At 64.9% G+C, this 21,582-nt stretch carries 18 protein-coding genes; 9 read left to right on the plus strand and 9 right to left on the minus strand.

The window, feature by feature from the left end; all coding sequences use genetic code 11:
- Positions 1–138 precede the first annotated feature (138 nt).
- The 5 genes from JNB89_RS24970 to JNB89_RS24990 all read right to left on the minus strand — a co-directional run bounded on the left by JNB89_RS24970 (position 139) and on the right by JNB89_RS24990 (position 4,421).
- Positions 139–429, minus strand: a complete 291-nt coding sequence (locus JNB89_RS24970; RefSeq protein ID WP_220363974.1) for an H-NS family nucleoid-associated regulatory protein — start codon at positions 427–429, stop codon at positions 139–141.
- 129 nt (positions 430–558) lie between these two features.
- On the minus strand, positions 559–1,758 hold the full coding sequence (locus tag JNB89_RS24975; RefSeq protein WP_220364002.1) for a serine hydrolase domain-containing protein: 1,200 nt from the start codon (positions 1,756–1,758) through the stop codon (positions 559–561).
- A 64-nt stretch (positions 1,759–1,822) separates the two neighbouring features.
- On the minus strand, positions 1,823–2,026 hold the full coding sequence (locus tag JNB89_RS24980; protein ID WP_013342132.1) for a hypothetical protein: 204 nt from the start codon (positions 2,024–2,026) through the stop codon (positions 1,823–1,825).
- A 543-nt stretch (positions 2,027–2,569) separates the two neighbouring features.
- Positions 2,570–2,833, minus strand: coding sequence for a hypothetical protein (locus JNB89_RS24985; protein ID WP_220363975.1), 264 nt, complete (start codon positions 2,831–2,833; stop codon positions 2,570–2,572).
- Between the two features lie 88 nt (positions 2,834–2,921).
- Complete coding sequence (locus JNB89_RS24990; RefSeq protein ID WP_220363976.1) at positions 2,922–4,421, minus strand: sigma-54 interaction domain-containing protein; 1,500 nt, start codon at positions 4,419–4,421, stop codon at positions 2,922–2,924.
- Positions 4,422–4,748: 327 nt separating this feature from the next.
- Here JNB89_RS24990 and JNB89_RS24995 point away from each other — a divergent pair, with 327 nt between their 5' ends.
- Positions 4,749–6,149, plus strand: a complete 1,401-nt coding sequence (locus JNB89_RS24995; protein ID WP_220363977.1) for a GntP family permease — start codon at positions 4,749–4,751, stop codon at positions 6,147–6,149.
- 110 nt (positions 6,150–6,259) lie between these two features.
- Positions 6,260–6,661 carry a RidA family protein gene (locus JNB89_RS25000; RefSeq protein WP_013342136.1) on the plus strand — a complete coding sequence of 134 codons (402 nt, stop codon included), beginning with the start codon at positions 6,260–6,262 and terminating at the stop codon, positions 6,659–6,661.
- 21 nt (positions 6,662–6,682) lie between these two features.
- Here the strand turns inward: JNB89_RS25000 and JNB89_RS25005 are convergent, their stop codons facing one another.
- On the minus strand, positions 6,683–10,369 hold the full coding sequence (locus tag JNB89_RS25005; RefSeq protein WP_220363978.1) for a response regulator: 3,687 nt from the start codon (positions 10,367–10,369) through the stop codon (positions 6,683–6,685).
- Positions 10,370–10,659: 290 nt separating this feature from the next.
- Between JNB89_RS25005 and JNB89_RS25010 the strand changes: the two genes are divergently transcribed.
- From JNB89_RS25010 to JNB89_RS25040, 7 genes are all read left to right on the plus strand, one after another.
- Positions 10,660–12,393 carry a methyl-accepting chemotaxis protein gene (locus tag JNB89_RS25010; protein ID WP_220363979.1) on the plus strand — a complete coding sequence of 578 codons (1,734 nt, stop codon included), beginning with the start codon at positions 10,660–10,662 and terminating at the stop codon, positions 12,391–12,393.
- 342 nt (positions 12,394–12,735) lie between these two features.
- A complete protein-coding gene (locus tag JNB89_RS25015; RefSeq protein WP_220363980.1) occupies positions 12,736–13,338 on the plus strand; it encodes a DinB family protein in 603 nt (200 codons plus the stop codon).
- A 336-nt stretch (positions 13,339–13,674) separates the two neighbouring features.
- Positions 13,675–13,926, plus strand: a complete 252-nt coding sequence (locus JNB89_RS25020; RefSeq protein WP_013342140.1) for a hypothetical protein — start codon at positions 13,675–13,677, stop codon at positions 13,924–13,926.
- 360 nt (positions 13,927–14,286) lie between these two features.
- Complete coding sequence (locus JNB89_RS25025) at positions 14,287–15,279, plus strand: DedA family protein/thiosulfate sulfurtransferase GlpE (RefSeq protein ID WP_013342141.1); 993 nt, start codon at positions 14,287–14,289, stop codon at positions 15,277–15,279.
- Between the two features lie 85 nt (positions 15,280–15,364).
- Positions 15,365–17,080, plus strand: a complete 1,716-nt coding sequence (locus JNB89_RS25030; RefSeq protein ID WP_220363981.1) for an FAD-dependent oxidoreductase — start codon at positions 15,365–15,367, stop codon at positions 17,078–17,080.
- A gap of 273 nt (positions 17,081–17,353) precedes the next feature.
- Positions 17,354–17,632, plus strand: a complete 279-nt coding sequence (locus JNB89_RS25035; RefSeq protein ID WP_220363982.1) for a hypothetical protein — start codon at positions 17,354–17,356, stop codon at positions 17,630–17,632.
- 257 nt (positions 17,633–17,889) lie between these two features.
- A complete protein-coding gene (locus tag JNB89_RS25040; protein WP_220363983.1) occupies positions 17,890–19,155 on the plus strand; it encodes a winged helix-turn-helix domain-containing protein in 1,266 nt (421 codons plus the stop codon).
- 296 nt (positions 19,156–19,451) lie between these two features.
- Here the strand turns inward: JNB89_RS25040 and JNB89_RS25045 are convergent, their stop codons facing one another.
- From JNB89_RS25045 to JNB89_RS25055, 3 genes are all read right to left on the minus strand, one after another.
- A complete protein-coding gene (locus JNB89_RS25045; RefSeq protein ID WP_220363984.1) occupies positions 19,452–20,051 on the minus strand; it encodes a LysE family translocator in 600 nt (199 codons plus the stop codon).
- Between the two features lie 147 nt (positions 20,052–20,198).
- Complete coding sequence (locus JNB89_RS25050) at positions 20,199–20,456, minus strand: hypothetical protein (protein WP_220363985.1); 258 nt, start codon at positions 20,454–20,456, stop codon at positions 20,199–20,201.
- A 196-nt stretch (positions 20,457–20,652) separates the two neighbouring features.
- Complete coding sequence (locus JNB89_RS25055) at positions 20,653–21,576, minus strand: DMT family transporter (RefSeq protein ID WP_220363986.1); 924 nt, start codon at positions 21,574–21,576, stop codon at positions 20,653–20,655.
- Between the last annotated feature and the right edge of the window lie 6 nt (positions 21,577–21,582).

Consider the following 21,582-nt stretch of genomic DNA (forward strand, 5'->3'; position numbering starts at 1 on the left):
AGGTGAGCGTTTTCGGGAACTGCTCAGCGGTGCGAAAAGGACCGCTTGCAGCATCACCGCTTAGGAGTTTCGCTTGACGCGGCGCGCAAGTGGCCGTGCAAGTGCAAGCGCATGTGCACGAAGGCGCACCGCCCCACCTCAGATTTCGATCAGAAAACGATCGCGATTCTTGCCGACAAGCCAGGCCGGCGAGCGGCCCCGGCCACTCCATGTCTCGCCGGTTTTAGGATTGCGATACTTGGCGATCGCGGCGCCTTTGCGCGCCGCCGGGCGAACTTTTGCCAAACCGAGTTCCTCCGCGGTCAGATCGTATTCGGCAATCTTCTGCCGGATGTCGGCGATCGCCTGTGCGATCTCCTTTTCGCGGGCCGCCGCCACCTCTTTGTGAAGCTTTTCCAACTGAGCGGTCAACTGCTTGTATGAGGCCATGACAGATGCTCCGAATGATTGTGGCGAACCGAACTGCGGACGCTACCAGACAAATAAAACGCCGGATAGAGAGCCTGTCAAAGTGCGACGCGTAAAAGAGCGGCAGCGAGGCCGACGACGGGCGCGCATTCAATCGTCGATTGCATCGTACACGCGGCGCTCGAAGTCGACCGCCATGGGAAACGGCTCGATTGAGCGGCGCTGGATCAGCATGAGTCCGATCAGGTCTTCCACCGGATCCGCGAACCAGCTTGTGCCGAAGGCACCGGGCCAGCCGAACGAGCCCACCGAGCGATAGCCCTGCGGCAACTGCTGCGCCGGGTCGTCGACGACCGAGAGACCGAGGCCGAACCCCTGTCCCGCCCACATCACATGACCGAATGCCGGCAGGCGTCGCTGGTCGCGCGTGAGGAAGTTCGAGCGCATCAAATCCACCGAGCGATGCGACAGCAGGCGCGTGTCGCCGACGCGTCCGCGTCGCAACAGCAGTTGCGCAAACTGCAGATAGTCCTTCGCGGTGGAAACGAGCCCGCCGCCGCCGCTCTGAAAACGCGCCGGATTCGCCCAACGGCTCGACGACGCGTGATCTTCCACCACGCGCCGCCGCGTGACTGCGTCCACGCCATACGCCGTGGCTAGTCGCGCGAGCTGCGGCTCGGGCACCCAGAAAGCGGTGTCGCGCATGCCGAGTGGCTCGAAGATCCGCGTGCGGAAAAACTCGCCCAACGACATGCCGGTCACTCTCGTAATCAGCGCGCCGAGCACGTCGGTGGCAATGCCGTAGTGCCAGCGCGAGCCGGGCTGAAACATCAACGGCAACCCGGCGATGCGCGCGAGCCAGCCGTCAACATCGCCGTGCGCGTCGAAGCCGTTGAAAGCGGCCGCGTACGCTTGCGCGAGCGGCCCCGTCGCCGTGAAGTGATAAGCGAAGCCGGCGCGATGCGTGAGCAGGTCGAGCACGGTGAGCGGTGTGCGCACCGCCTGCGTGTCGTCGAGCGGGCCGCCGGGGTCGCGCAACACGCGCGGTGCGGCGAGCTCCGGCAGCCACTGCGCGATCGGCGCGTCGAGCGCGAGCCGGTCTTCCTCCACCAGCATCAGGATGGCGGCGCTCGTCACCGGCTTGGTCATCGACGCAATACGAAACAGCGTGTCACGCTCCATCGGCAAGCGCGCGGCCTCGTCGCGCAGGCCGAGTGCCTCGAAGTAGCCGGTGGCTCCACGCCGCCACACGAGCGCCACCACGCCGGACACATCGCCCCGCTGCACATAGTCCTGCAAAGTCCTCGTCAGGGCCATGAGCCGGGCCGATGAAAATCCCGCTGCTTGCATGTCGATGCGTGTCCCCGGCGTGGCGTAGTCGATGGAAGTGATGTCGCAGTGGCCCCCGCCCGCGTCAGTCTTTCTGCCTCTCTTCAAGAGCGGCCAGCGCCGCATTCAAACGCTTGATGCGATTGACCTGCGTCGGCATACGAACCGCGCCCGAAACGGAATCGATCCGATTACGCCAATACGACAGCGGTATACGATCTTCAGCGGAAATATGCGAAATGACGTGTTCGAGATGTTGGATGTCTTTTTCGAGTTGGTGGTGATTCATTCTTTTCCCCGGAATACTCGTTGACTTAATTCAAAACGAACGTGTTGCACTGGTCGTGCCGCTCTTACCCGACGGCTTTTTGGATCGGCAAGTTCTGCCCGCTTCTACCGGCGACCTCTCTTTGTCCGGCAAAAGCTGCTGATCGCATGCGCTAGCGAACCTGTGAAAAAAGAATACTGCCGCGGGATTTCACGTTCCGTTGCCTGGCGCACCGACTTCACTCCAGTGCGAAAAAATACCGTGACTTTTTATCGCTGTCGATCCGTTTGGGATAAATCGCGCGAAAGCGCTCAGAATATGCGAGGCGCATAGTCGTGCTATTCGGCGTTGGGACTCATTAGACGCAGATATTCATGACGCCGCCGCACTTATCGGAAATGCGGCTATCGGCGTCAATGGTGAGAAGCATAGGAGGCGAATTGATTCGCAATTAGCGTCAAAGCCGCGATTCAAACCAAAAGCGGGCGCTTTGCCGTCGAAGGAGACCGTGGCTATGGCGGCGCGCGCGGGACACAGCGCGCCGGCTCACCTGCGCCGGCTGACTTATTTGGCCCGGCAGGCGTAGATCAGGCTGAGCGTGCCGTTGCTGGTGGAGCGGCGCACCGTATCGAATGCGCCGCCGCAGCTTGCGGCGGCCTGCTGCGTGCAGGAATCCGAACCTGCGGGACATTCGACGAGCGTAGTCGGACGGCCGTCTGACAGAAAGAGCGGCGGGCTGCTGCCGCAGCCGGCCAGCGTAACGCTGGCTGCGACCGTCAGCACCGCGTAATGGGCACGGCGCGCAAGGAAAGAGAAGCTGCGGTTCATGTGAGACCCCGATCACGTCTTGTTTTTCGATCACGCGATTGTGCCACGCGACTCTTACACTGCGTGCCCCACGGCGCAGCGGGCTCGCTCAAACCTCGATGCCGTGCGCCGCGATCTTCTTGTAGAGCGTTGCCCGCCCCATGCCGATTTGCGCGGCGGTCTCGATCACGCGGCCGCCGTTCGCGCGCAGCGCATCGCTCAGAAAGCGTTTTTCGAATGCCGCCATTGCGTCGCTCCATGACAGCGGCTGGGACGCTATATCCGTAGCGGTGGCAGCGGTCGCAGTGGCAGCGCTCGCCGCCGGCGACTCGCCGCCCGATGCGGGAATCGGCGCGCCGGGCCCGCCGCTCGTCTGCCCGGAACCGATGAACGGCGCGAGCGCGCGCGCGTCAATACGCTCGCTGTCCGACAGCATGACGGCGCGCTCCAGCGTGTTGCGCAATTCCCGCACGTTGCCGGGCCACGCATACGAACAGAGCAGGCGCAATGCGTCATCCTGCAATTCGTAGTGGCTGCCACTGCGTGTCTGGGTCGACAGGTCCTCGAGCATGGCATACGCAAGCGCCTCGATGTCGGAAGCGCGCTCGCGCAACGGCGGCGCATGAAGGGTCAGCACGTTCAGGCGGTAGAACAGGTCCGCGCGAAAGCGTCCGGCCGCGACGAGCGCGGGCAGATCCGCCGAGGTCGCGGCGATGATCCGCACATCCGCGCGCACGATCCGGTTCGAGCCGAGCGGCTCGAATTCCTTGTCCTGCAACACGCGCAACAGCTTGCCCTGCAAAGGCAACGGCATATCGCCGATCTCGTCGAGAAAGAGCGTGCCGCCGTTGGCCAGTTCGAACTTGCCGACGCGCCCCTTGCGGTCCGCGCCCGTGTACGCGCCGGGCGCGGCGCCGAAGAACTCGACTTCCAGCAGCGTGTCCGGAATTGCCGCTACGTTCACTGTGACGAGCGGCTGGTTCGCGCGTGCGGAGCCGCCGTGAATCGCGTGCGCGAGCAGTTCTTTGCCCGTGCCCGTTTCACCGAGCAGAAGCACCGGCGATTCCAGCTGCGCCGCGCGGCGCGCCTGGCGCTTTACTTCCAGGCTGGCCGTGCTCGTGCCGACAAAGCTGCCGAACGTGTATTTGGCCCGCCGGGCTTGCGCGAGCGACTGACGCGTCGCGATCAATTCTTCCTGCACGCGCGAGTAGTGCGAAAAGAGCGGCGTGAGCGCCTTCAACTCGTCGAAGAGCGCAAAACCGACTGCGCCGACCGTCGCGCCCGCATCGTCCTTTAACGGCAGGCGCGTGACGACGAGCGGCTCGCGGTCCGTCTCCAGAATGTCGAGCAGGATCGGCTTGCCGGTCTTCACGACCTCGCGCATCAGGCTGTTGGGAATCACCGCTTCGCAGTCGCGGCCTATGGCCTGCTGCGGGTCGGCAAAGCCGAAGCGCGCCGCGTAGCGCTTGTTGATCCAGACGACGCGCGCTGCGGCGTCGACGATAAAGGTGCCTTCGCTGAAGTTTTCGAAAGTGCGAAAAAGCGAGTCCATTGCGCGACGGAGCACGTCGCTATAGGCGGCGGGAAGTCCCGCCCAGTCGTTCATCATCTTGTCGCTGTCTCCGTCTATCGTTCTGGTCGCCGCCTGTCTCTGTTCGTAGACAAGCTTATCTCAATGCGGAGATCGCCGACAACCTCGTGCGACAAGGGTTTTACCCTGACAGCAACAAACATCGCACGGTTGACGTCCCCGATTGGAGACGTTTCGGTACAATCAGCGGCACCCTGTCCTCCGGTTATTGTCGGCTTCGGCCCGGCGCGCCCCGCGCGCTGGCCGTTGCGGCTCGCATGGCATGGAACCTGCGTTCGCGGGCGCCATGCCGTCGCTGGCTGGAGACGGCGCACACGTAGAACAAACCAAGCTTCTGGAGACTCAATGTCCTTTGTCATCGTCCTTGCCGCGCTGGCGTTCCTGATGTTCGCCGCCTATCGCGGCTACAGCGTTATTCTCTTCGCACCTATCGCCGCGCTGGCCGCCGTCCTGCTGGTCGACCCGGCCGCCGTCGCGCCTGTATTCACCGGCATCTTCATGGAGAAGATGGTCGGCTTCGTCAAACTGTATTTCCCGGTGTTTCTGCTGGGAGCCGTGTTCGGTAAGGTCATCGAACTGTCCGGCTTTTCCGAGTCCATCGTGGCTGCCGCAATTCGCTACATTGGCCGTTCGCGTGCCAATGCGGTGATCGTCGCGGTGTGCGCGCTGCTCACCTACGGCGGCGTCTCGCTGTTCGTGGTGGTGTTCGCGGTGTATCCGTTCGCGGCCGAGTTGTATCGGCAGAGCAATATTCCCAAGCGGCTGATGCCGGGCGCCATCGCACTCGGCGCATTCTCGTTCACAATGGATTCTCTGCCGGGCACGCCGCAAATCCAGAACATCATCCCGACCACGTTCTTCAAGACGACGTCGTGGGCGGCGCCCGCGCTCGGAGTGATCGGTTCGCTGTTTATCATCGTGGTCGGTCTGAGCTATCTCGAATGGCGCCGTCGCGCCGCAATGGCGGCGGGCGAGGGTTACGGCACGGATCTCGTCAACGAGCCGGAGCGCGTGGAGTCCAGGCAACTGCCGCATCCGCTGCTGGCGATTGCGCCGCTCGTGCTGGTGGGCGTCGCAAACTTCGCGCTGACCCGCTGGATCCCGGCTGCCTACGGCACTTCGTACACCGTCGCGCCGGATATCCTGCCGGGTGTCCACACGCCGCTCACCACGACGATCAAGACCGTGGTCGCCATCTGGGCTGTCGAAGGCGCGCTGCTGCTCGGCATCGTCCTCGTCGTGCTGACGGCCTTCGGTCGCGTGCGCGAGCGCTTTGCCATCGGCACCAAGGCAGCCGTGGCGGGCGCGCTGCTGGCATCGCTCAATACCGCGTCGGAATACGGTTTTGGCGGCGTGATCGCTGCATTGCCTGGCTTTCTCGTGGTCAGCGACGCACTCAAGAGCATTCCGAATCCGCTCGTCAACGCAGCGGTGTCGGTCAGTTCGCTGGCGGGCATTACGGGCTCCGCGTCGGGCGGCATGAGCATCGCGCTCGCGGCCATGTCCGACGTGTTCATCAAGGGCGCCGAAGCCGCGCACATTCCGATGGAAGTGCTGCACCGCGTGGTCGCCATGGCGAGCGGCGGCATGGACACGTTGCCGCACAACGGCGCGGTGATCACGTTGCTGGCTGTGACCGGGCTTACGCACCGTCAGTCGTATCGCGACATTTTCGCGGTCACGGTCATCAAGACACTGGCCGTGTTCTTCGTGATCGGTGTTTATTACGCGACCGGGCTGGTTTAAGCACGATTAAGCACGAGTCGGGGTCACGATGCCGGCCGGCGCGTCGGCATCGTGAGTTTTGATCGGTTATGGTGTGCACCCGACACTCGCAGCCGTGAGGTGCACGCTCCATGAGCCCGACCCCCGCTTTCTGGATGATCCCCGGCGCTCCGACGCCGGTCGGCCCCTTTTCCCACGCCACCGAAGCCGACGGCTGGGTGTTCGTCACCGGCCAGATGCCGACTTCGCCTACTGACGACGCCGCGCCGCTTCCCGAAGGCGTGGTCGCGCAGACGAAGCGCGTGATGGACAACCTCATGCTCGTGCTGAACGGCGTCGGTCTCGGCCTGCAACACGTGGTTGCCGTACGCATTTTTCTGACCGAGTTCAAGCGCGACTATGCGGCGATGAACGAGATCTACCGCGCGTACTTTCCCGCCGACGCCCTGCCTGCGCGAACCTGCATCGGCGTCACTGCATTGGCGCGCGACGCGCTGGTGGAAATCGATTTCATCGCACGGCGGCCCGGCTAAATGCGGCGCGGGCGCCGGGGTTCAATGCGCCGACTCCTCGTCCATCCCATAGTGGTCGCACAAGGCGTCGTGCAGCGAAATGGCGCGCTCGTCCATTTCCGTGGTCCAGCGTTCGCTGTCGTTGCATAGCCGCTGCAACTGCCTGCATTCTTCGACGAACCTCGGCTCCTGCACGATGACAAATGCGCCGGTCGCGCTATGCGCCCAGCCGGCCTGCGCCTCGCGGTCTTCTTCGTCGACTATGGCAAGAAGCCGTGGCAGGTCGTTGCGCAAGTGCTCCTTGAGCATGGCTGTGTAGCGGGCTTTGTCCTCTGCGGCGAGCGGCGCGGGTTGGGCGGAGGGCGTAGGCGCCGCGGCCGTGGATGGCAGTGTGGATATGGACCGGGACGCGGGCTCGGGCGCTGCGGCGTGATCGGCGCGAGGCATGGCGCCGGACGCGGCGGCGTGCATGACGCCGGGCGCTGCGACGCCCGATGCGACGCCCGCTGCGGCAACCGCTGTTGCTCCTTCTGTCGTCCCCGCTCTCGGCTGCGCTCGAACAACCCGGTCTTCCAGCGCAGGCGCTACCGCAACCAACGCGGCTTCAAGTTCGCCCAACGAAGCGGGCTTCGACACATGACCACTAAAACCGCGTTCCAGCCAGCTTTGCGCCTCGTGATTCTCGGCTACCGCGCTGAACGCAAGCACCGGCACCTGCGCGTCGCGCTTGCGCAGCGCGGCGAGAAGTCCGTGGCCGTCCATGTCCGGCATGTGGATGTCGGTGAGCACAACGTCGAACGGCGTCGACTCGAAGAGGCTGAGCGCTTGTGCGCCGTCCGCCGCGACGGTCGGCGCGCAACCGAGCGTGGCAAGCTGTTCGGCAATCAGGCTTTGTATCAGCGGATTGTCTTCAGCGACGAGAACCGCAAGCCCGTGCAATGCCCGCTGCGCCGCCAGTGCAGGCGTCGGGCTGGGCGTGCCGTCAGACGCCGCGGATGCCGGGGCGGCAACGGGCATGCCTTCAGCGGCCAGCTCGATAGCAGTGCGGACCGCCGTCCCGCTGAATTCGGTCACTTCGAGCACGCCCTCGCCGCGCGCCTGCGGCCGATGCGGCCCCTCCCGCGTGATCCAGACAGCGCCCACCGGCTGCAAAGCACGCAAGCCGGCAATCGTAGCGAGATCGTAGGCACCCGACACGATTAGCGCCTTCGGCCGGTTGACCCGCAACCAGGCCTGCGCGTCCGCGAGCGTGGACACGACGTGTGCGGTCCAGCCGAAATATTCGAGCCAGCGGCCAAGCAGATCGACCACCTGGCGGTCGTGGAACAGCGCGAGGAGCGGTCCGCGGTCCGCTTGCCGCGGCTGCGCCGGCCGCTCGTCCGGTGTCGCGGCGAGCGGAATCGATACATTGAACACGCTGCCCACGCCCACCACGCTGTCCGCCGAAATCGCGCCGCCCATCAGTTCGCACAGGCGCGCGCAGATCACGAGCCCGAGGCCGGTGCTTTCGGCGCCGCGCGACGCGCCCGCCTCGCCTTGCACGAACGGCTTGAACAGACGCGCGACCAGCTCGTCGCTCATGCCGGGCCCCGAATCGGACACGCGGCACTGCAAAACCGGCTGACCCTGCGCATTCGCGACAACTTCCGCCTGCAGCGTGATCTTGCCGCTCAACGTGAACTTGAACGCATTGCTCAACAGATTATTGACGACCTGTGCGATGCGCTGTCTATCGCCGACGACAGTCCGATCCAGCGTCGGCGACAGCAGCGAATAGAAGCGCACGGGGCGATCGCCGGCCATGGACGCATACGAAAGCGCAATATTCTCGAACGCATTGAGCAGCGCAAACGGTTCGCGCACCAGCAGCATTTCGCCCGCGTCGATCTTGGAGAAATCGAGAATGTCGTTCACGACACGGCGCAGCGCATCGCCCGCCACGTTCAGACTGGCAAGCCGCTGGCTATGCGCCTCGAGCCCGGGCGTGCGCGCGAACAGCTCCAGATTGCCGAGCAGCGCGTTCAAAGGCGTGCGGATCTCGTGGCTCATCGCCGCAAAGAAATTCGTGCGCGCACGCATCATCGCTTCCGAGGTCTGCTGCGCGTGCCGCAACTGTTGCTCGAGCGTGTGCTGAGCGGTCACGTCGAGCACCGCGCAGAACAACACGTCCTCGCCCGCATAGCGCGCGGGTGCATAGGTGAACTGCAGAAACCGGGCAGGCTCGGCGCCGGCTTCCGCCGACGTCGAAGCGTCGCGAGAATGGGCGGCCGCGGCATGCGCCGGCTGCAGCGGCTCAGCTGGCGCGACAAACGCGGCCACCCGCGCAAACGCCGCGGCCGAATCCTGCTGCGGCGCCTCGGCAATGAACTCAGCGGCAATATGCGACGGCAGGCGGCTCGTGCCCGTGCCCGGCTCGATACGCAGCAATTCGAGCGCGAGCGCGTTCGCGGTCAATATCGAATAATCGCTTCGCCCGACAATGCACAGCCCAATTGGCGTTGCGCTCACCAGGATGTGATTGAGCGTCTCGCTTTCCAGCGCGCGCGTTGTCTCGGCGAACGCGTTGCGCAAAAGTCGCAGTCCGAAAAAGCGCGCCGTCAGCGCAATCGCGAGCAGCACCAGCAACGCGAGTGCGCCGATCACGCCCAGTTGCCAACCGAGCGCCGCCGCCAGCGCGCCCCACGGCACATAGCCGACCAGCGAGCCGAAGCCGGGCATCAACGGCTCGTGGAAAACCACCCCTTCCGCGCCGAAGTGGAAAGCATGCGGCGCAGTAGCCGCCACCGTCTGTTGCAGCATGGCGCTGGTTCGCGCGTCGAGCGCGGCCGAAGACACGAGGATGCGGCGCTCAGGCGCCATCAGCAGCGTCGTGCCCGCGCCGCCTGGCGGCGCGATGCGCGCGGCGAGCACATCGAGCGGAATGCTTGCGCTGATCAGCGCGACGGGCGTGTTCCCCTGGTAATATGCGCTCACCGCGGAGATCACCTGCGCGTTGCCCAGTGGGTCGCGATAAGGCCCCACCCACACGCGCTCGCCCTTGGCCGGCACACGCTTGCCCGTTTGCGCCTGCAGTTCCCGCTGGATCGCCTCGCGCAACGTGGCGATGACCTCCACCTGCGGCGCAGACGCAGCGAGACCGGTTGCCCCGGCCCAGGCATCCGTTGCGGACCCCGCGAGCGAAGGCAGAAGCACGGCGTAATCGTCATCGAGTCCGATCAGCGCCGCGCGCTGCGCGAGTTCGAACGCCTGCTGCGTCACCAGCGTGGATTGCGCCGCTTCGTAGAGCCGCCCGAGTTTGTCGCCGGATTGCGTGCCCCAGGCGGTGCGCGCGGCCGGTCCAACCAGAATGTCGAAGTCCGCGTCGACACGATCCACCTTGCCGCGCGCCACGCCCGTCTGCGCGATGGATTGCTCGACCGCTTCGGGCGCGCGCCGCACGTCGGCTGCGCTGTAGTAATAGTCGAGGGTGAATTCGGCGCGCCGCAAGAACGACTCTTCGCGATGCAGCAGCAGCGACAGGTCGGTGGCATTCTGCGAGGCGTAAGAGCGGCGGTATTCGAGTTGCTTGAACGCCGCGACCACCGCCAGCACGAGCGCAAAGACCACCACCATCAGCATCAGGAGGCCGATTGTCGCGAGATAAACCCGCTGCTGGCGTTTCGAATTTTTTGCGAGCGAGGCAAACGCTTGAGCGAGTGACTCTTGACTACGATCAAGGATTTTCTGCATCGGCTCGAGTAAGTTGCGGTTCCCGCAGGCAGACCGCTGCGATTTCCGGCGAACCACGTCTGCTGGCCTACATCGGCGCAGTGTAGTCGTTTTGAAGGTGCCGCGCGATGCATCCGGCACTTGAAAATCCGCCCCCGCGCCAACTCACCCGAACCCTGCGTTAACGGCGCGGGCGCCCCTAAACCTGAGTGGAATGGTGGGAATCCCTCAAGACATGAGGGCTAATGCCGTTATTCCTTGCAACGACGTAAGACCGCGCACTGCGCGGCGACAGTACAGCAAGGAAAGCCATGCGCAATAACCAGCCTGTCACAGGGCATGAGTACGAATTTCCCTCGTCGCAAATGCTTGTTTCGGCGACCGACCTGACCGGCCGCATCGAGTACTGCAATCCGGCCTTTGTCGCCGTGTCGGGCTTTACGCACGACGAGCTCATCGGCCAGCCGCACAACCTGATCCGCCATCCGGACATGCCGCGCGAAGCCTTCGCGGACATGTGGGCGACGATTCGCGATGGCCGCCCGTGGACTGCGCTCGTCAAGAATCGCCGCAAGAACGGCGACCATTACTGGGTTCAGGCGAACGTGACGCCCGTGGTGAAGCAAGGCGCCGTGGTCGGTTATCTGAGCGTGCGTATCAAGCCCACCCGCGACGCGGTGCGCGCCGCCGAAGCCTTGTACGCGCGCATGCGGACGGGCGAAGCGCGCGGCGTGAAGCTGCTGCGCGGCGTGGTAGTACGCACCGGGCTGCGCGGCCGTCTACAGGCGCTGACGCGTCTGCCCGTGGCGACGCGCGCCGCCGCAGGCTACGCGCTCACGCCGCTCGCGCTCGCAGCGACCGGCCTCGCTGCGTGGCAAGGTGCGCCGCCTGCGCAGTTCTGGATGGCGTTCGCCGCGGCAAGCGCCGTTAGTTTCGTTTCGTGGTGCCTGCTGACAAAGCACGTCGGTGCGCCGGTGCGCGACATGCGCGGCTTTGCTACCCGCCTCGCCGCGGGCGACCTGACCGTCGATCTGCAAGTCGCGCGTCATGACGATCTCGGCGACGTACTGCAGGCACTGAATCAGTTGAAGGCCAACCTGGCAGCGATCGTCTACGACGTGCGCGAGCAGATCAACGGCATGCTCGACAACGCGCGCGAAATCTCGAGCGGCAACCTGGACCTTGCGCGCCGCACGGAATTGCAGGCAGCCTCGCTGGAGGAAACCGCCGCGACGATGGAAGAGTTGACCACCACCGTGCAAGCGAACGCAGACGCCAGTGTGCGCGCGCTCGATCTCGCGAAAGACGCTCAGGCCGCTGCTGCCGAGGGCGGCAGGATCGCCGGTCAGGTCGAGCAGACCATGGCCGGCATTACGGCCGCCTCGCGACGTATCGCCGATATCACCGGCGTAATCGACGGCATCGCTTTCCAGACCAACATTCTCGCACTGAACGCCGCCGTGGAAGCGGCGCGCGCGGGCGAAGCGGGACGCTCGTTCGCGGTGGTCGCGGGCGAAGTGCGGATGCTCGCGCAACGCTGCGCGGCGTCGTCGAAGGAAATCAAGTCGGTCGTCGAAGCAAGCGCCGCCGAAGTCGCGGCGGGCACCGAACTGGTCACCCGCACCACGTCGCAAATGCGTGCCATCGACGAAGCGGTGGAGCGCGTGTCGTCCATCATCGTGGAAGTGGCGAACGCGAGCAGCGAACAGGCCGAGGGCATTCGCCAGGTGAACCAGGCAGTGTCGCATCTGGACGGCGCCACCCAGCAGAATGCCGCGCTCGTCGAGCAGGCGGCGGCAACGGCGCAGCGTCTGGCCGCGCAAGCCGATGTACTGAGCGAGGCGGTGCGCCTGTTCACCGTGGCGGAGCCTGGGTCGGGGTCCGCGCCGGCCCCTTTCGCTGCGTCGCATGCCGCGGCGCCGGCCCGTCGCCCGGCTTCAGCCGACGCCGGAGCCGATGCCAGCCCGGCAAGCGCGCCGCGGCAATCTGCACACGGTGCTCACGACGTTAAGGCACTCGGGCAGGACGAGGACGCATTGGTCTGAAAGATCGGCATTACTCCCACCTCGACAGCAGCGTATTGGCGCCTCACGATGCAAGCGTCAGTGCCCAATGAATGCAAGGGCAGACTGACCCGAGTAACAACGGCGTTAAGCGGCCCGTCCAGGCAGACGGGCCGTTTTTTTGCGCGCGGGCTATGCTGCCTGGAGCGCGGAGGTTTGGCGCGGTCACGATGCTGTGCGGCGGGCGGCGGTTTATGCGCACTCACGACACTGTCCGGAGTGCGACGGTTGATGCGCTCCCGCGACGCGGTATGGCGGGCGGCGGTTTATGCGCGCAAACTCGCGCGCGCCGACTCACGTGCGGCAGCATTCATGGAGGCCGACATGATTCCTTCCGATTCGCAGGGCGCCCCACCGCGCGATGCCTTGTGCGCGCATTTCACCGCGATGGCGCACAACAACGCGTGGTCGAATCTGCGCCTGTATCGCGCTTGCCTGAGTTTGACCGATGAAGCGTTCGCCGCGCGCAGGGTGAGTTTCTTTCCGTCGTTGCAACTTACGTTGAATCACATCTTGCTCGTGGATCGCTACTATTACGACGCGCTCGTCGACGGCGGCCAAGGCCTTGCGATTTTCGATGACGAAGTGCCCTATTCGAGCGCGGCGCAACTGTGGCATGCGCAGGCGCACAGCGATCAGAAGTTGCTCGCCTTCTGTGAATCCCTCACCAGCAACGACTTGCAGCGCGAGGTGCGGATCGATCGCGGGCTGACGGTCGGCGTGCAGCGCGAGAGCGTCGGCAAGGTGCTGCCGCATCTGTTCGTGCACCAGCTTCACCACCGCGGGCAGGTTCATGCGATGCTGAGCGGCACCGCCATTGCGCCGCCGCAGCTGGACGAATTCTTTCTCGACGGCGACGCGCCTTTGCGCGGCGAGGACATTCGCGAACTGCAGCGCATGCGCGCAGAGCGCAACCACCCGCAATAGCATCGTGCGCTAGGCGCCGCCGCGCATGATCTTCCGACGCGCACCGCTTCTTGCGCGCTTTTCGCATCGGGCGTTTTTGCCGATCGCGTTGCGCTCGCCCGCCCACTGCGTCTATCCGTACCGCACGTCACGCGCGTGACAGTTGCCAACAACAGCTGCACCGCCACGGGGCAGGAAAAATGCAGGCGTCGTGGCGACGAGTCGCGTTAAACTCAAAGCGCTGAGGGCCGCCGTCGCGGCGTGGGTGAATCGCTCAAGCGTCAACTTTGCGCGACAGACGGCGCGCCATGCTGCCCGTACAATGGTTTGATCAACAACGGAACAAGGACAACTTCGATGCGCACTACCGGGTCCTCCGGGTCAATGGCCCTGCTCACCGAATACGACGACGCAACCGGGCGCGAACTGCGCACGCTGCGCCTCGAGTCGACAGAAGACGGCAAAGGCATCCTGCTGATCGAGGTCGATGAGCGCAAGCCAGGCATACATAGGGAAGTGCGCTACGAGATCACGCCGGCCGAGCTGATTGCCGCGATTCGCGCGCACGGCGCCGAGTTGCCGGGCGAGCAGCACAACCATCGTCAGTAACGGCAACAGCTAGCACAAAAAGGCGCGGGCGCCGCCATGCCGTGAACGCGGCGGCGGCAAGGAGCGCGGTGCCGCGCCGCGTGAAGCGTTGCACTCGCCGCGCGCCGCTTCTGTTATTGTCACCGCCGCCCCGTTGGGGCTTCGTGAGCTTCAATCGTTATTCATTCAGTCCGGGTCGCGCTGCGTGGCTGTGCGCGGCCAGCGCGCACGGGCCGCCGGACCAGCGGCGCTCACCTCGCGACCCCGAATAACCGCTGTATTTCAAGGGCTTTGCATGCCTTGAAAATGGTCCATAATCGCTCCATTCTCCTTTGCTCTTTCACTGCGCACCGGGCCTGAAAAGGCCGCGGATGTAAGTCGATGCTACATGATCTCGTCGAGCAATACGGCCCGGCGCTCATCTTTGCCAACGTGCTCGCCGCCTCGGTCGGCCTGCCGGTGCCGGCCATGCCGTCGCTCGTGCTGTTCGGCGCGATGGCTGCCATGCATCCGGGCTCCGTCGGCACTCAATTGCTGCCGGTGCTGGTGCTGTCCATATTCGCGACGCTGATCGGCGACAGCGCCTGGTATCTGGCCGGCCGCGTGTACGGCGGCAATACACTGAAAACCATCTGCCGGCTGTCGCTTTCGCGTGACACCTGCGTCAAGAAAACGGAGCGCTTTTTCGGACGTTGGGGCGTGCGCGTGCTGGCCGTCGCCAAGTTCGTCCCCGGTTTGTCGATCGTGTCGATTCCAATGGCGGGCGCCATGGGTACGCGCTACCGCACGTTTCTCACTTACGACAGCATTGGTGCCGCGTTGTGGTCAGGCACCGGACTGATCGTCGGTGCGTTGTTCGCGCACCAGATCGACATGGTGTTCGCTGCGGCGGGGCGGCTCGGGCGTACAGCCGGCGCCGTTGCGATCGCGTTGTTGCTGTTGTACGCGGTGTACCGCTGGATTCGCCGTCGGCAGCTCATCCACAAGCTCGCGTCCGCGCGTATGGAAGTGGACGAACTCGCCGCGCTGGTCGCCGCAGGCAAGACACCGGTGCTGTTCGACATTCGCTCGCACGAGAAACGTAAGCTCGACCCGTTTGTGATTCCGGGCTCGCAATTCGCCGACGAGCGGCAACTGGACCAGATCGTCGCTGCTTATCCGCGCGACCAGAAAGTGGTGATCTACTGTTCTTGTCCCAATGAAATTTCGGCCGCATGGATGGCCAAGCAGTTGAACGAAGCAGGCTTTGATGACGTGCTGCCGTTGCGCGGCGGCATGGAAGCCTGGCGCGACTCCGGCCGGCCTGTCGAGGCCCTGCCCGGCATGCCGCCGCCCGAAGCCGCCGTCGAGCATATCGCGCCCAAAGCGGTTTGATCCCGCGGCGCCTCTGTTCGCGCTGCCGGACGTGCATGGTCGCGCCTTCGTTCAGTCAATCAATGAACACCGAAGGAGCGGTTCGATGCTTTCCACTGCAGAACCCGAAGTACAGCCTGAGGCCGTAGTCGCCGACGCGCCTTTCTCCAATCTGTCCACTCGGATGCATCAGATGTTCCCCGCGCTCACCGCGGCGGAGATCGAGCGCGTGCGCAAGTTCGGCGAAATGGGCACATGGCAGTCGGGCGAGTTGCTGTTCGAAACCGGCCACACTGGGCCCGGCATGTTCGTGCTGCTCGAAGGGCGCGTGAAAATCTATCAACGCGACGGTATCGGCCGCGAAGTCGTGATAGGCGAACATGGACCCGGGCATTTCCTTGCGGAGGTCGGCCAACTGTCCGGTCGCCATGCGCTCGTCAGCGGCATGGCGCTCAGCCATGTCGAAGCGCTCCTGATTCCCCCGGAGAAGCTGCGCGCGCTGCTCGTTGCTGAAGCGGAACTCGGCGAGCGCATCATGCGCGCGCTGATTCTGCGGCGCGTGTCGTTGATCGAAAAAGGCGCGGGCGGCCCGATCCTGATCGGCAGCAGTACCGACGCGCGGCTCGTCATGCTGCAAGGCTTTCTGTCGCGCAATGGCCATCCGCACTCCACCATCGACGAATGCGACGAGGAAGCACTGCGTCTCGTCGAGCAATTCGGCGCGCAGCCGGAAGAGATGCCGCTCGTGATCTGCCCGGGCGGCTCGGTGCTGCGTCGTCCGAGCATGCCGGAACTGGCAACCGCGCTGGGTCTCTTGCCCGATCTGGACGACTCAACGGTGTACGACGTCGCCATCGTGGGCGCAGGACCGGCCGGGCTCGCCACTGCGGTGTACGCGGCGTCGGAAGGTCTTTCGGTGATCGTGCTCGACAGCCGCGCACCCGGCGGCCAGGCCGGCGCGAGCTCGCGAATCGAAAACTATCTCGGCTTTCCGACCGGCATCTCCGGTCAGGCACTGGCGGGCCGCGCGTTCGTGCAGGCGCAGAAATTCGGCGCGCACGTCGCAATTCCGGTCAACGTGAAGGCGCTGCATTGCGGCGAGGCGCCGTACCGCCTGGAACTGAAATGCGGCGGCCATATCAGCGCTCGCACCATCGTGATTGCGAGCGGCGCCGTGTACCGGCGCCCGGCGCTCGAAGGACTCGACCGTTTCGAGGGACGCGGCGTGTACTACTGGGCGTCGCCGGTCGAAGCCAAGCTGTGCAAGCGCCAGGAAGTCGTGCTGGTGGGCGGCGGCAATTCGGCGGGGCAGGCCATTGTCTATCTGGCGACGCACGCGGCGAAGGTCCACGTACTGATCCGGCGCAGCGGGTTCGAGGCGACCATGTCGCGCTATCTGATCGACCGCATTCGCTCGTTGCCGAATGTGGTCGTCCATCCCCACTCGGAAGTCGGCCAGCTGATCGCGGACGAGAGCGGGCTCGCGGCGGTCGCGCTGAAAAAGCCGCTACCTGACGGCACCGACCGCATCGACACGCGGCATCTGTTCCTTTTCACCGGTGCGGACCCGAACACCGACTGGCTGCGCACCTGCGGCGTCGAACTGGACGACAAGGGCTTCGTGCTCACCGGCACCCGCGCAGAGGGAGCCTCGGCTTGCGACCTCGCGACCACGGTGAAAGGCGTGTATGCGATCGGCGACGCACGCGCCGGCTCGACGAAACGCGTGGCGGCGGCGGTCGGCGAAGGTGCTGCCGTGGTCGCGCAGATTCACCAACTGCTCGCGCTTTCCCCTGAAGAAGCCGTTGCTTCTGTGGCCTGAGTTGGCTTGAACGTAGGGCGGCGGCCTGGCGGTTGCCGCGGCGGGAGCGGCGGTGGTCGGGGCGGCGTTGCGGTACGGCGACGCCGGGCAGCCGCAAACCCGCGGGTTTTCATATACCGGGATCGCCGCACTCACGGGGTAATGACCTGTTACACACACCTGCAACTCGTTGCACCTGCTTTTCTTTCTGAATCGTAATATGAACGTCAGCTATTCGACAGCGAATGCTGACGATCAAAACAGCCATTGTCTGGCTGGACACAGGAGAAAAGCATGAAGACACGCGCCAACGTGATTGCCGCCCTGGGACTTGTCGCCGCCTGCGCATCGACTACTGCGTTCGCCGGCGTCGATGTCGGCGTGTTCGTCAACACCCCGGGCCCCATCTACGCCGCGCCGCCGGTGATGTACGCGCCGCCCCCGCCCGTCGTCTATGCACCGCGGCCGGTCTACGGCTACGGCTATCGCGACGACTATTACCGGGAGCGCCGCTGGCACCACGGTCATGGGCGCCACCGCGGCTGGGACAAGCACCACGGACGCGGCTGGTAAGCCGCCGTCGCGAACGGGAACGAGGGCCGCCGCAACGCCGCCACCACATCCACGGCGCCCACCGCACCCACCGCACCCACCGCGCCGTCAAGTGCCGCGCCGCTTCGCTTCGGCCTCACGTCCGCTCGCCGCTGCGCGACCGGACGCCGAACCGACTGCCCCGCACCGTCCCGTTATATTCACGCTACAGTATCGTCTGCCGATTCCGGGGCGCTCCCTGCCCGCTCCATCGCAGCCACCTACTGAACGACGTTCGCGTGAAGACTCTTTCGCTGTCCGCCGCCCGCACGCTTCATCTCGCCGCACAAGGTCTGCTGTCGCCGCCGCGCCGCAAGGCCACCAAAGCCGACGTGCTCGACGCAATCCGGCGCATGGCGCAATTGCAGATCGACACGATCCACGTGGTCGCGCGCAGTCCTTATCTCGTGCTTTTCAGCCGGCTCGGCGCCTACCCGCAGCACTGGCTCGACGAGCATCTCGCCGAAGGCAAACTCTTCGAATACTGGTCGCATGAAGCCTGTTTCGTGCCGATCGAAGACTACGGTCTGCTGCGCCATCGCATGCTGGACCCGAGCGGCATGGGCTGGAAGTACGCGGCCGACTGGCACGCCAGGCATCGAGGGGAAATCGACAGGCTGCTCGAGCGCATTCGCGCGAGCGGCCCCGTTCGCTCGGCGGATTTCGCGCGCGAGTCCGGCAAGGGTAACGGCTGGTGGGACTGGAAGCCGGAGAAGCGTCACCTGGAAGTGCTGTTTGCGATCGGGCAACTGATGGTGACGGAGCGGCGCAATTTTCAGCGCGTCTACGATGTGACCGAACGCGTGTTGCCGCACTGGAGCGACGCTCGCGACCTGCCGCCGGCGCATGTCGTCTCCGGCGAACTGCTGCGCCGCACCTGCCGGGCGCTAGGCGTCGTGCGGGCCGACTGGGTGGCGGACTACTATCGGTTGCCGCGCCGCCCGTATCACGCTGATCTCCGGGCGCTGGCCGATCAGGGCGAACTGATCGCCGTGCAGGTGCCTGGCTGGAAACAGGACACGTTCGTGCATCGCGATTTGGCGCCCCTCGTCGACGACGCTGCGAGCGGCAAACTCGCGTCAACCGTGACGACTGTGTTGTCGCCGTTCGACCCGGTCGTGTGGGATCGCAAGCGAGCGGCCGCACTGTTCGATTTCGACTACGCGATCGAATGCTATACACCGGCGGCCAAGCGCAAGTATGGCTATTTCGTGCTGCCGCTCCTGAGCCGCGGGCGCCTGGTGGGCCGCGTCGATGCCAAAGCGCACCGCGCACAAGGCGTCTTCCAGCTGAAAGCGGTGCATATGGAAGCGGGCGTGCGCCCGAGCGCCCGGCTCGCAGGCGATTTGCGGCGAGCGTTGCAACGGTGTGCGGATTGGCACGGCACACCGCAATTGCAGATCACGTCGGCGGCGCCGGAATGGATGGAGGCGCTGGGCGGAAATGCGGACCTGAGTGCCAAGGCGAGCGCGGACGCGGATGTGGATGCGAGCGCAGACGTGTGAGCCCGGTGGCGGCGTCGGCGCGAGGGGATCAGCGGGTTAGTAGTCTTGCGGGTCTTGCGGGTCTTGCGGGTCAGCGGGTCTTGCGGGTCTTGCGGGTCAGCGGTTCAGCGGGTCAGCGGTTCAGCGGTTCAGCGGTTCAGCGGTTCAGCGGTTCAACGTTCTAGCGGTGTAGCGGGTCAGCGGTTGCGGCCGCAGTGGCGTGGCAGTGGCAATGACAGCCGCAACGGCAACGGCAGTCGCAGTGCCAATCGCACCAGCCGCGCCAGCGGCCCCCCTCCACCACGTCCGCAAAAAAATCAATGCAACGCCGACCACGCAAGCGACAACGAAAACACCCCGAGCACAACCGACGCGCCGCGCTGCATCTTCGCCGGATCGAGCCAGCCAAGCCTGCCGCTGCCAAGCGCCGCGCCAAATGCGATCCACGCAAGCGCAATGGGCACGAGCAGGCACGCGAACACCAGCATAGTCACCCCATATGCCTGCCAGTGCGCAAAAGCGTCAGCCGGAAAGATCGTGCCCGCGAAGAGCAGCGCTTTCGGGTTGAGCAGAGTCGCGACGAACAGGCTGCGCATGCCGTTCGCTTTCTGCGTGGAGTCGGGCAGCGCGACGGCTGCGCGCCACATGTCGACGGCGAGCCACGCAATGTACAAGCCCGCCGCCGCCCGCAGCGACGCGGGCAGCCACGGCAGCGCGTGCGCCGCGTGCGTGAGAAAGCGTCCCCACACGGAAATGGCCACCAGATAGCCGGCGAGCTCCGCGGCGACGAGCGGCACGGAGCGCCGCACGCCCTGGCGCAGCCCGGCTGATGCAAGCAACGTATTGGTAGGGCCCGGCGTGATCAGCACGACGACAATGCCGACGGCGAACAACGCGATAGCGGACGCAGAGAACATGGAAAGGCGCAAGATTAGAAACGGTGCGCCTTTTTATCACAGAAGCGGACTAGCACCGCGCACGGCAACCGCGCCGCGATGACCGACCGCAACCGATCAGGGCCATGGCAACCATCAGTGCTTAAGCGGACAATTCGCGAGCGACGCTCAGTGGTCCAGCTTCGCGCGCATTTCGCGAGCGGCTTCGAGCAACCCTTCGTAGCCCGAACGGGCATGCTCGGGCAGGTCGGGATCGCCGACCAACGTGCCTAGCGTTTCGATCAGGCTGTACAGAATGCCTTTCGCCGCACCCGACGCGATGCTGCCGGATGACACCTGCTGATCCACGTGACTCAGCGCCGCGTCGAGGTTTTGCAGATCGGGCTGGTCGCCCGTGGGCGGCTTGGGTGTTACGTCTTGCGTCATGATGATGCATCTCCCCGTTAAAGCGTCGATGAACGAGCCATCCGTTCACGCTTGTTATATACCGATCACGCGTTGCCGTCTATTCGTGATCCGCGCGAGTCGAGCCGGCGCACTCGCCGCCCGACCATGCCCCGCGGCGACGTGCGGGGCGCCCGCGACATTGCGACGCTTTGCGAGAGACCACCCGCTACCCCTTTTAGGGGTGTGCTTTACGCTTGATATTGCTGCCATGACTGCGCCGCCCGAAGATACGCCGGCTCATGTCGAATGCGACGAGATTGCCTGCCACCACCAGCAGCAAGCCGATCACCGCCAACGCAGACCATTGGTAGCCCTCGAATACCGTCGACACCGCCAGCGCGACGATGGGAAAGAGCACGGTCGAATAAGCCGCGCGCTCCGGGCCGATGCGCCCGACCAGCATCAGATACGCGGTAAAGCCGATCACCGAGCCGAACACCGCGAGATATGCGAGCGCACCGACATAACGCGCCGACGGCTCGATCGCAAACGGAAAGCCGGCTAACGCGCTGCCCACGGTCAGGACGCTCGCGCCGATCAGCATCGCCCAGCTATTCGTGGCGAACGGATGCAAGCCCATGGATTGCATGCGGCTCGACAGCAGATTGCCCGCCGAAAAACACAGCGTGCCGAGAAACGCGATGCCGAGCCCGAGCCAGGCCGCGTGATCGCCCAGATGCCCGCTCATCTGCTGAATAAACAGACACACAATGCCCACGAGGCCAAGCATCGCGCCGGCAATCGCCGAAGGCTGCAACGGGCGGCCCATGAACAGCCGTCCGTTGAGCGAATTCAGAAGCGGCGCGGTGGAAAACACCACGGCCACGAGCCCGCTCGGCACGACCTGCTCCGCGTAGTAGAAGCACAGAAAGTTGACGCAGAAAAGCGCCAGCCCCTGCGCGACGAGAAAGCGCCAGGCGGCGCGCGGCGGCCACATGGGCCGGCGCATGATGCGCAACAGCGCGAACAGCACCAGTGCGGCGATCCAGAAACGCCATGCGATCGACACCGGCGGTGGCACCGCGCCCAGTTGCCATTTGATCGCGATCCACGTGGTGCCCCAGATCAGCACGGTAATCGCATAAAGGAACAGATTCATGGTCAG

The sequence above is a fragment of the Paraburkholderia phenoliruptrix genome (assembly GCF_019511605.1).
GTDB lineage: Bacteria > Pseudomonadota > Gammaproteobacteria > Burkholderiales > Burkholderiaceae > Paraburkholderia > Paraburkholderia phenoliruptrix_A.

Excerpts from the sequence above, each read along its gene's own strand:
- JNB89_RS24995 (WP_220363977.1), top strand. The coding sequence starts at position 4,749 with ATGTCCTTTGTCATCGTCCTTGCCGCGCTGGCGTTCCTGATGTTCGCC.
- JNB89_RS24980 (WP_013342132.1), bottom strand. The coding sequence starts at position 2,026 with ATGAATCACCACCAACTCGAAAAAGACATCCAACATCTCGAACACGTC.
- JNB89_RS25035 (WP_220363982.1), top strand. The coding sequence starts at position 17,354 with ATGAAGACACGCGCCAACGTGATTGCCGCCCTGGGACTTGTCGCCGCC.
- JNB89_RS25030 (WP_220363981.1), top strand. The coding sequence starts at position 15,365 with ATGCTTTCCACTGCAGAACCCGAAGTACAGCCTGAGGCCGTAGTCGCC.
- JNB89_RS24985 (WP_220363975.1), bottom strand. The coding sequence starts at position 2,833 with ATGAACCGCAGCTTCTCTTTCCTTGCGCGCCGTGCCCATTACGCGGTG.
- JNB89_RS24990 (WP_220363976.1), bottom strand. The coding sequence starts at position 4,421 with ATGATGAACGACTGGGCGGGACTTCCCGCCGCCTATAGCGACGTGCTC.
- JNB89_RS24975 (WP_220364002.1), bottom strand. The coding sequence starts at position 1,758 with ATGCAAGCAGCGGGATTTTCATCGGCCCGGCTCATGGCCCTGACGAGG.
- JNB89_RS25050 (WP_220363985.1), bottom strand. The coding sequence starts at position 20,456 with ATGACGCAAGACGTAACACCCAAGCCGCCCACGGGCGACCAGCCCGAT.
- JNB89_RS24970 (WP_220363974.1), bottom strand. The coding sequence starts at position 429 with ATGGCCTCATACAAGCAGTTGACCGCTCAGTTGGAAAAGCTTCACAAA.
- JNB89_RS25010 (WP_220363979.1), top strand. The coding sequence starts at position 10,660 with ATGCGCAATAACCAGCCTGTCACAGGGCATGAGTACGAATTTCCCTCG.
- JNB89_RS25055 (WP_220363986.1), bottom strand. The coding sequence starts at position 21,576 with ATGAATCTGTTCCTTTATGCGATTACCGTGCTGATCTGGGGCACCACG.
- JNB89_RS25015 (WP_220363980.1), top strand. The coding sequence starts at position 12,736 with ATGATTCCTTCCGATTCGCAGGGCGCCCCACCGCGCGATGCCTTGTGC.
- JNB89_RS25045 (WP_220363984.1), bottom strand. The coding sequence starts at position 20,051 with ATGTTCTCTGCGTCCGCTATCGCGTTGTTCGCCGTCGGCATTGTCGTC.
- JNB89_RS25025 (WP_013342141.1), top strand. The coding sequence starts at position 14,287 with ATGCTACATGATCTCGTCGAGCAATACGGCCCGGCGCTCATCTTTGCC.
- JNB89_RS25005 (WP_220363978.1), bottom strand. The coding sequence starts at position 10,369 with ATGCAGAAAATCCTTGATCGTAGTCAAGAGTCACTCGCTCAAGCGTTT.
- JNB89_RS25020 (WP_013342140.1), top strand. The coding sequence starts at position 13,675 with ATGCGCACTACCGGGTCCTCCGGGTCAATGGCCCTGCTCACCGAATAC.
- JNB89_RS25000 (WP_013342136.1), top strand. The coding sequence starts at position 6,260 with ATGAGCCCGACCCCCGCTTTCTGGATGATCCCCGGCGCTCCGACGCCG.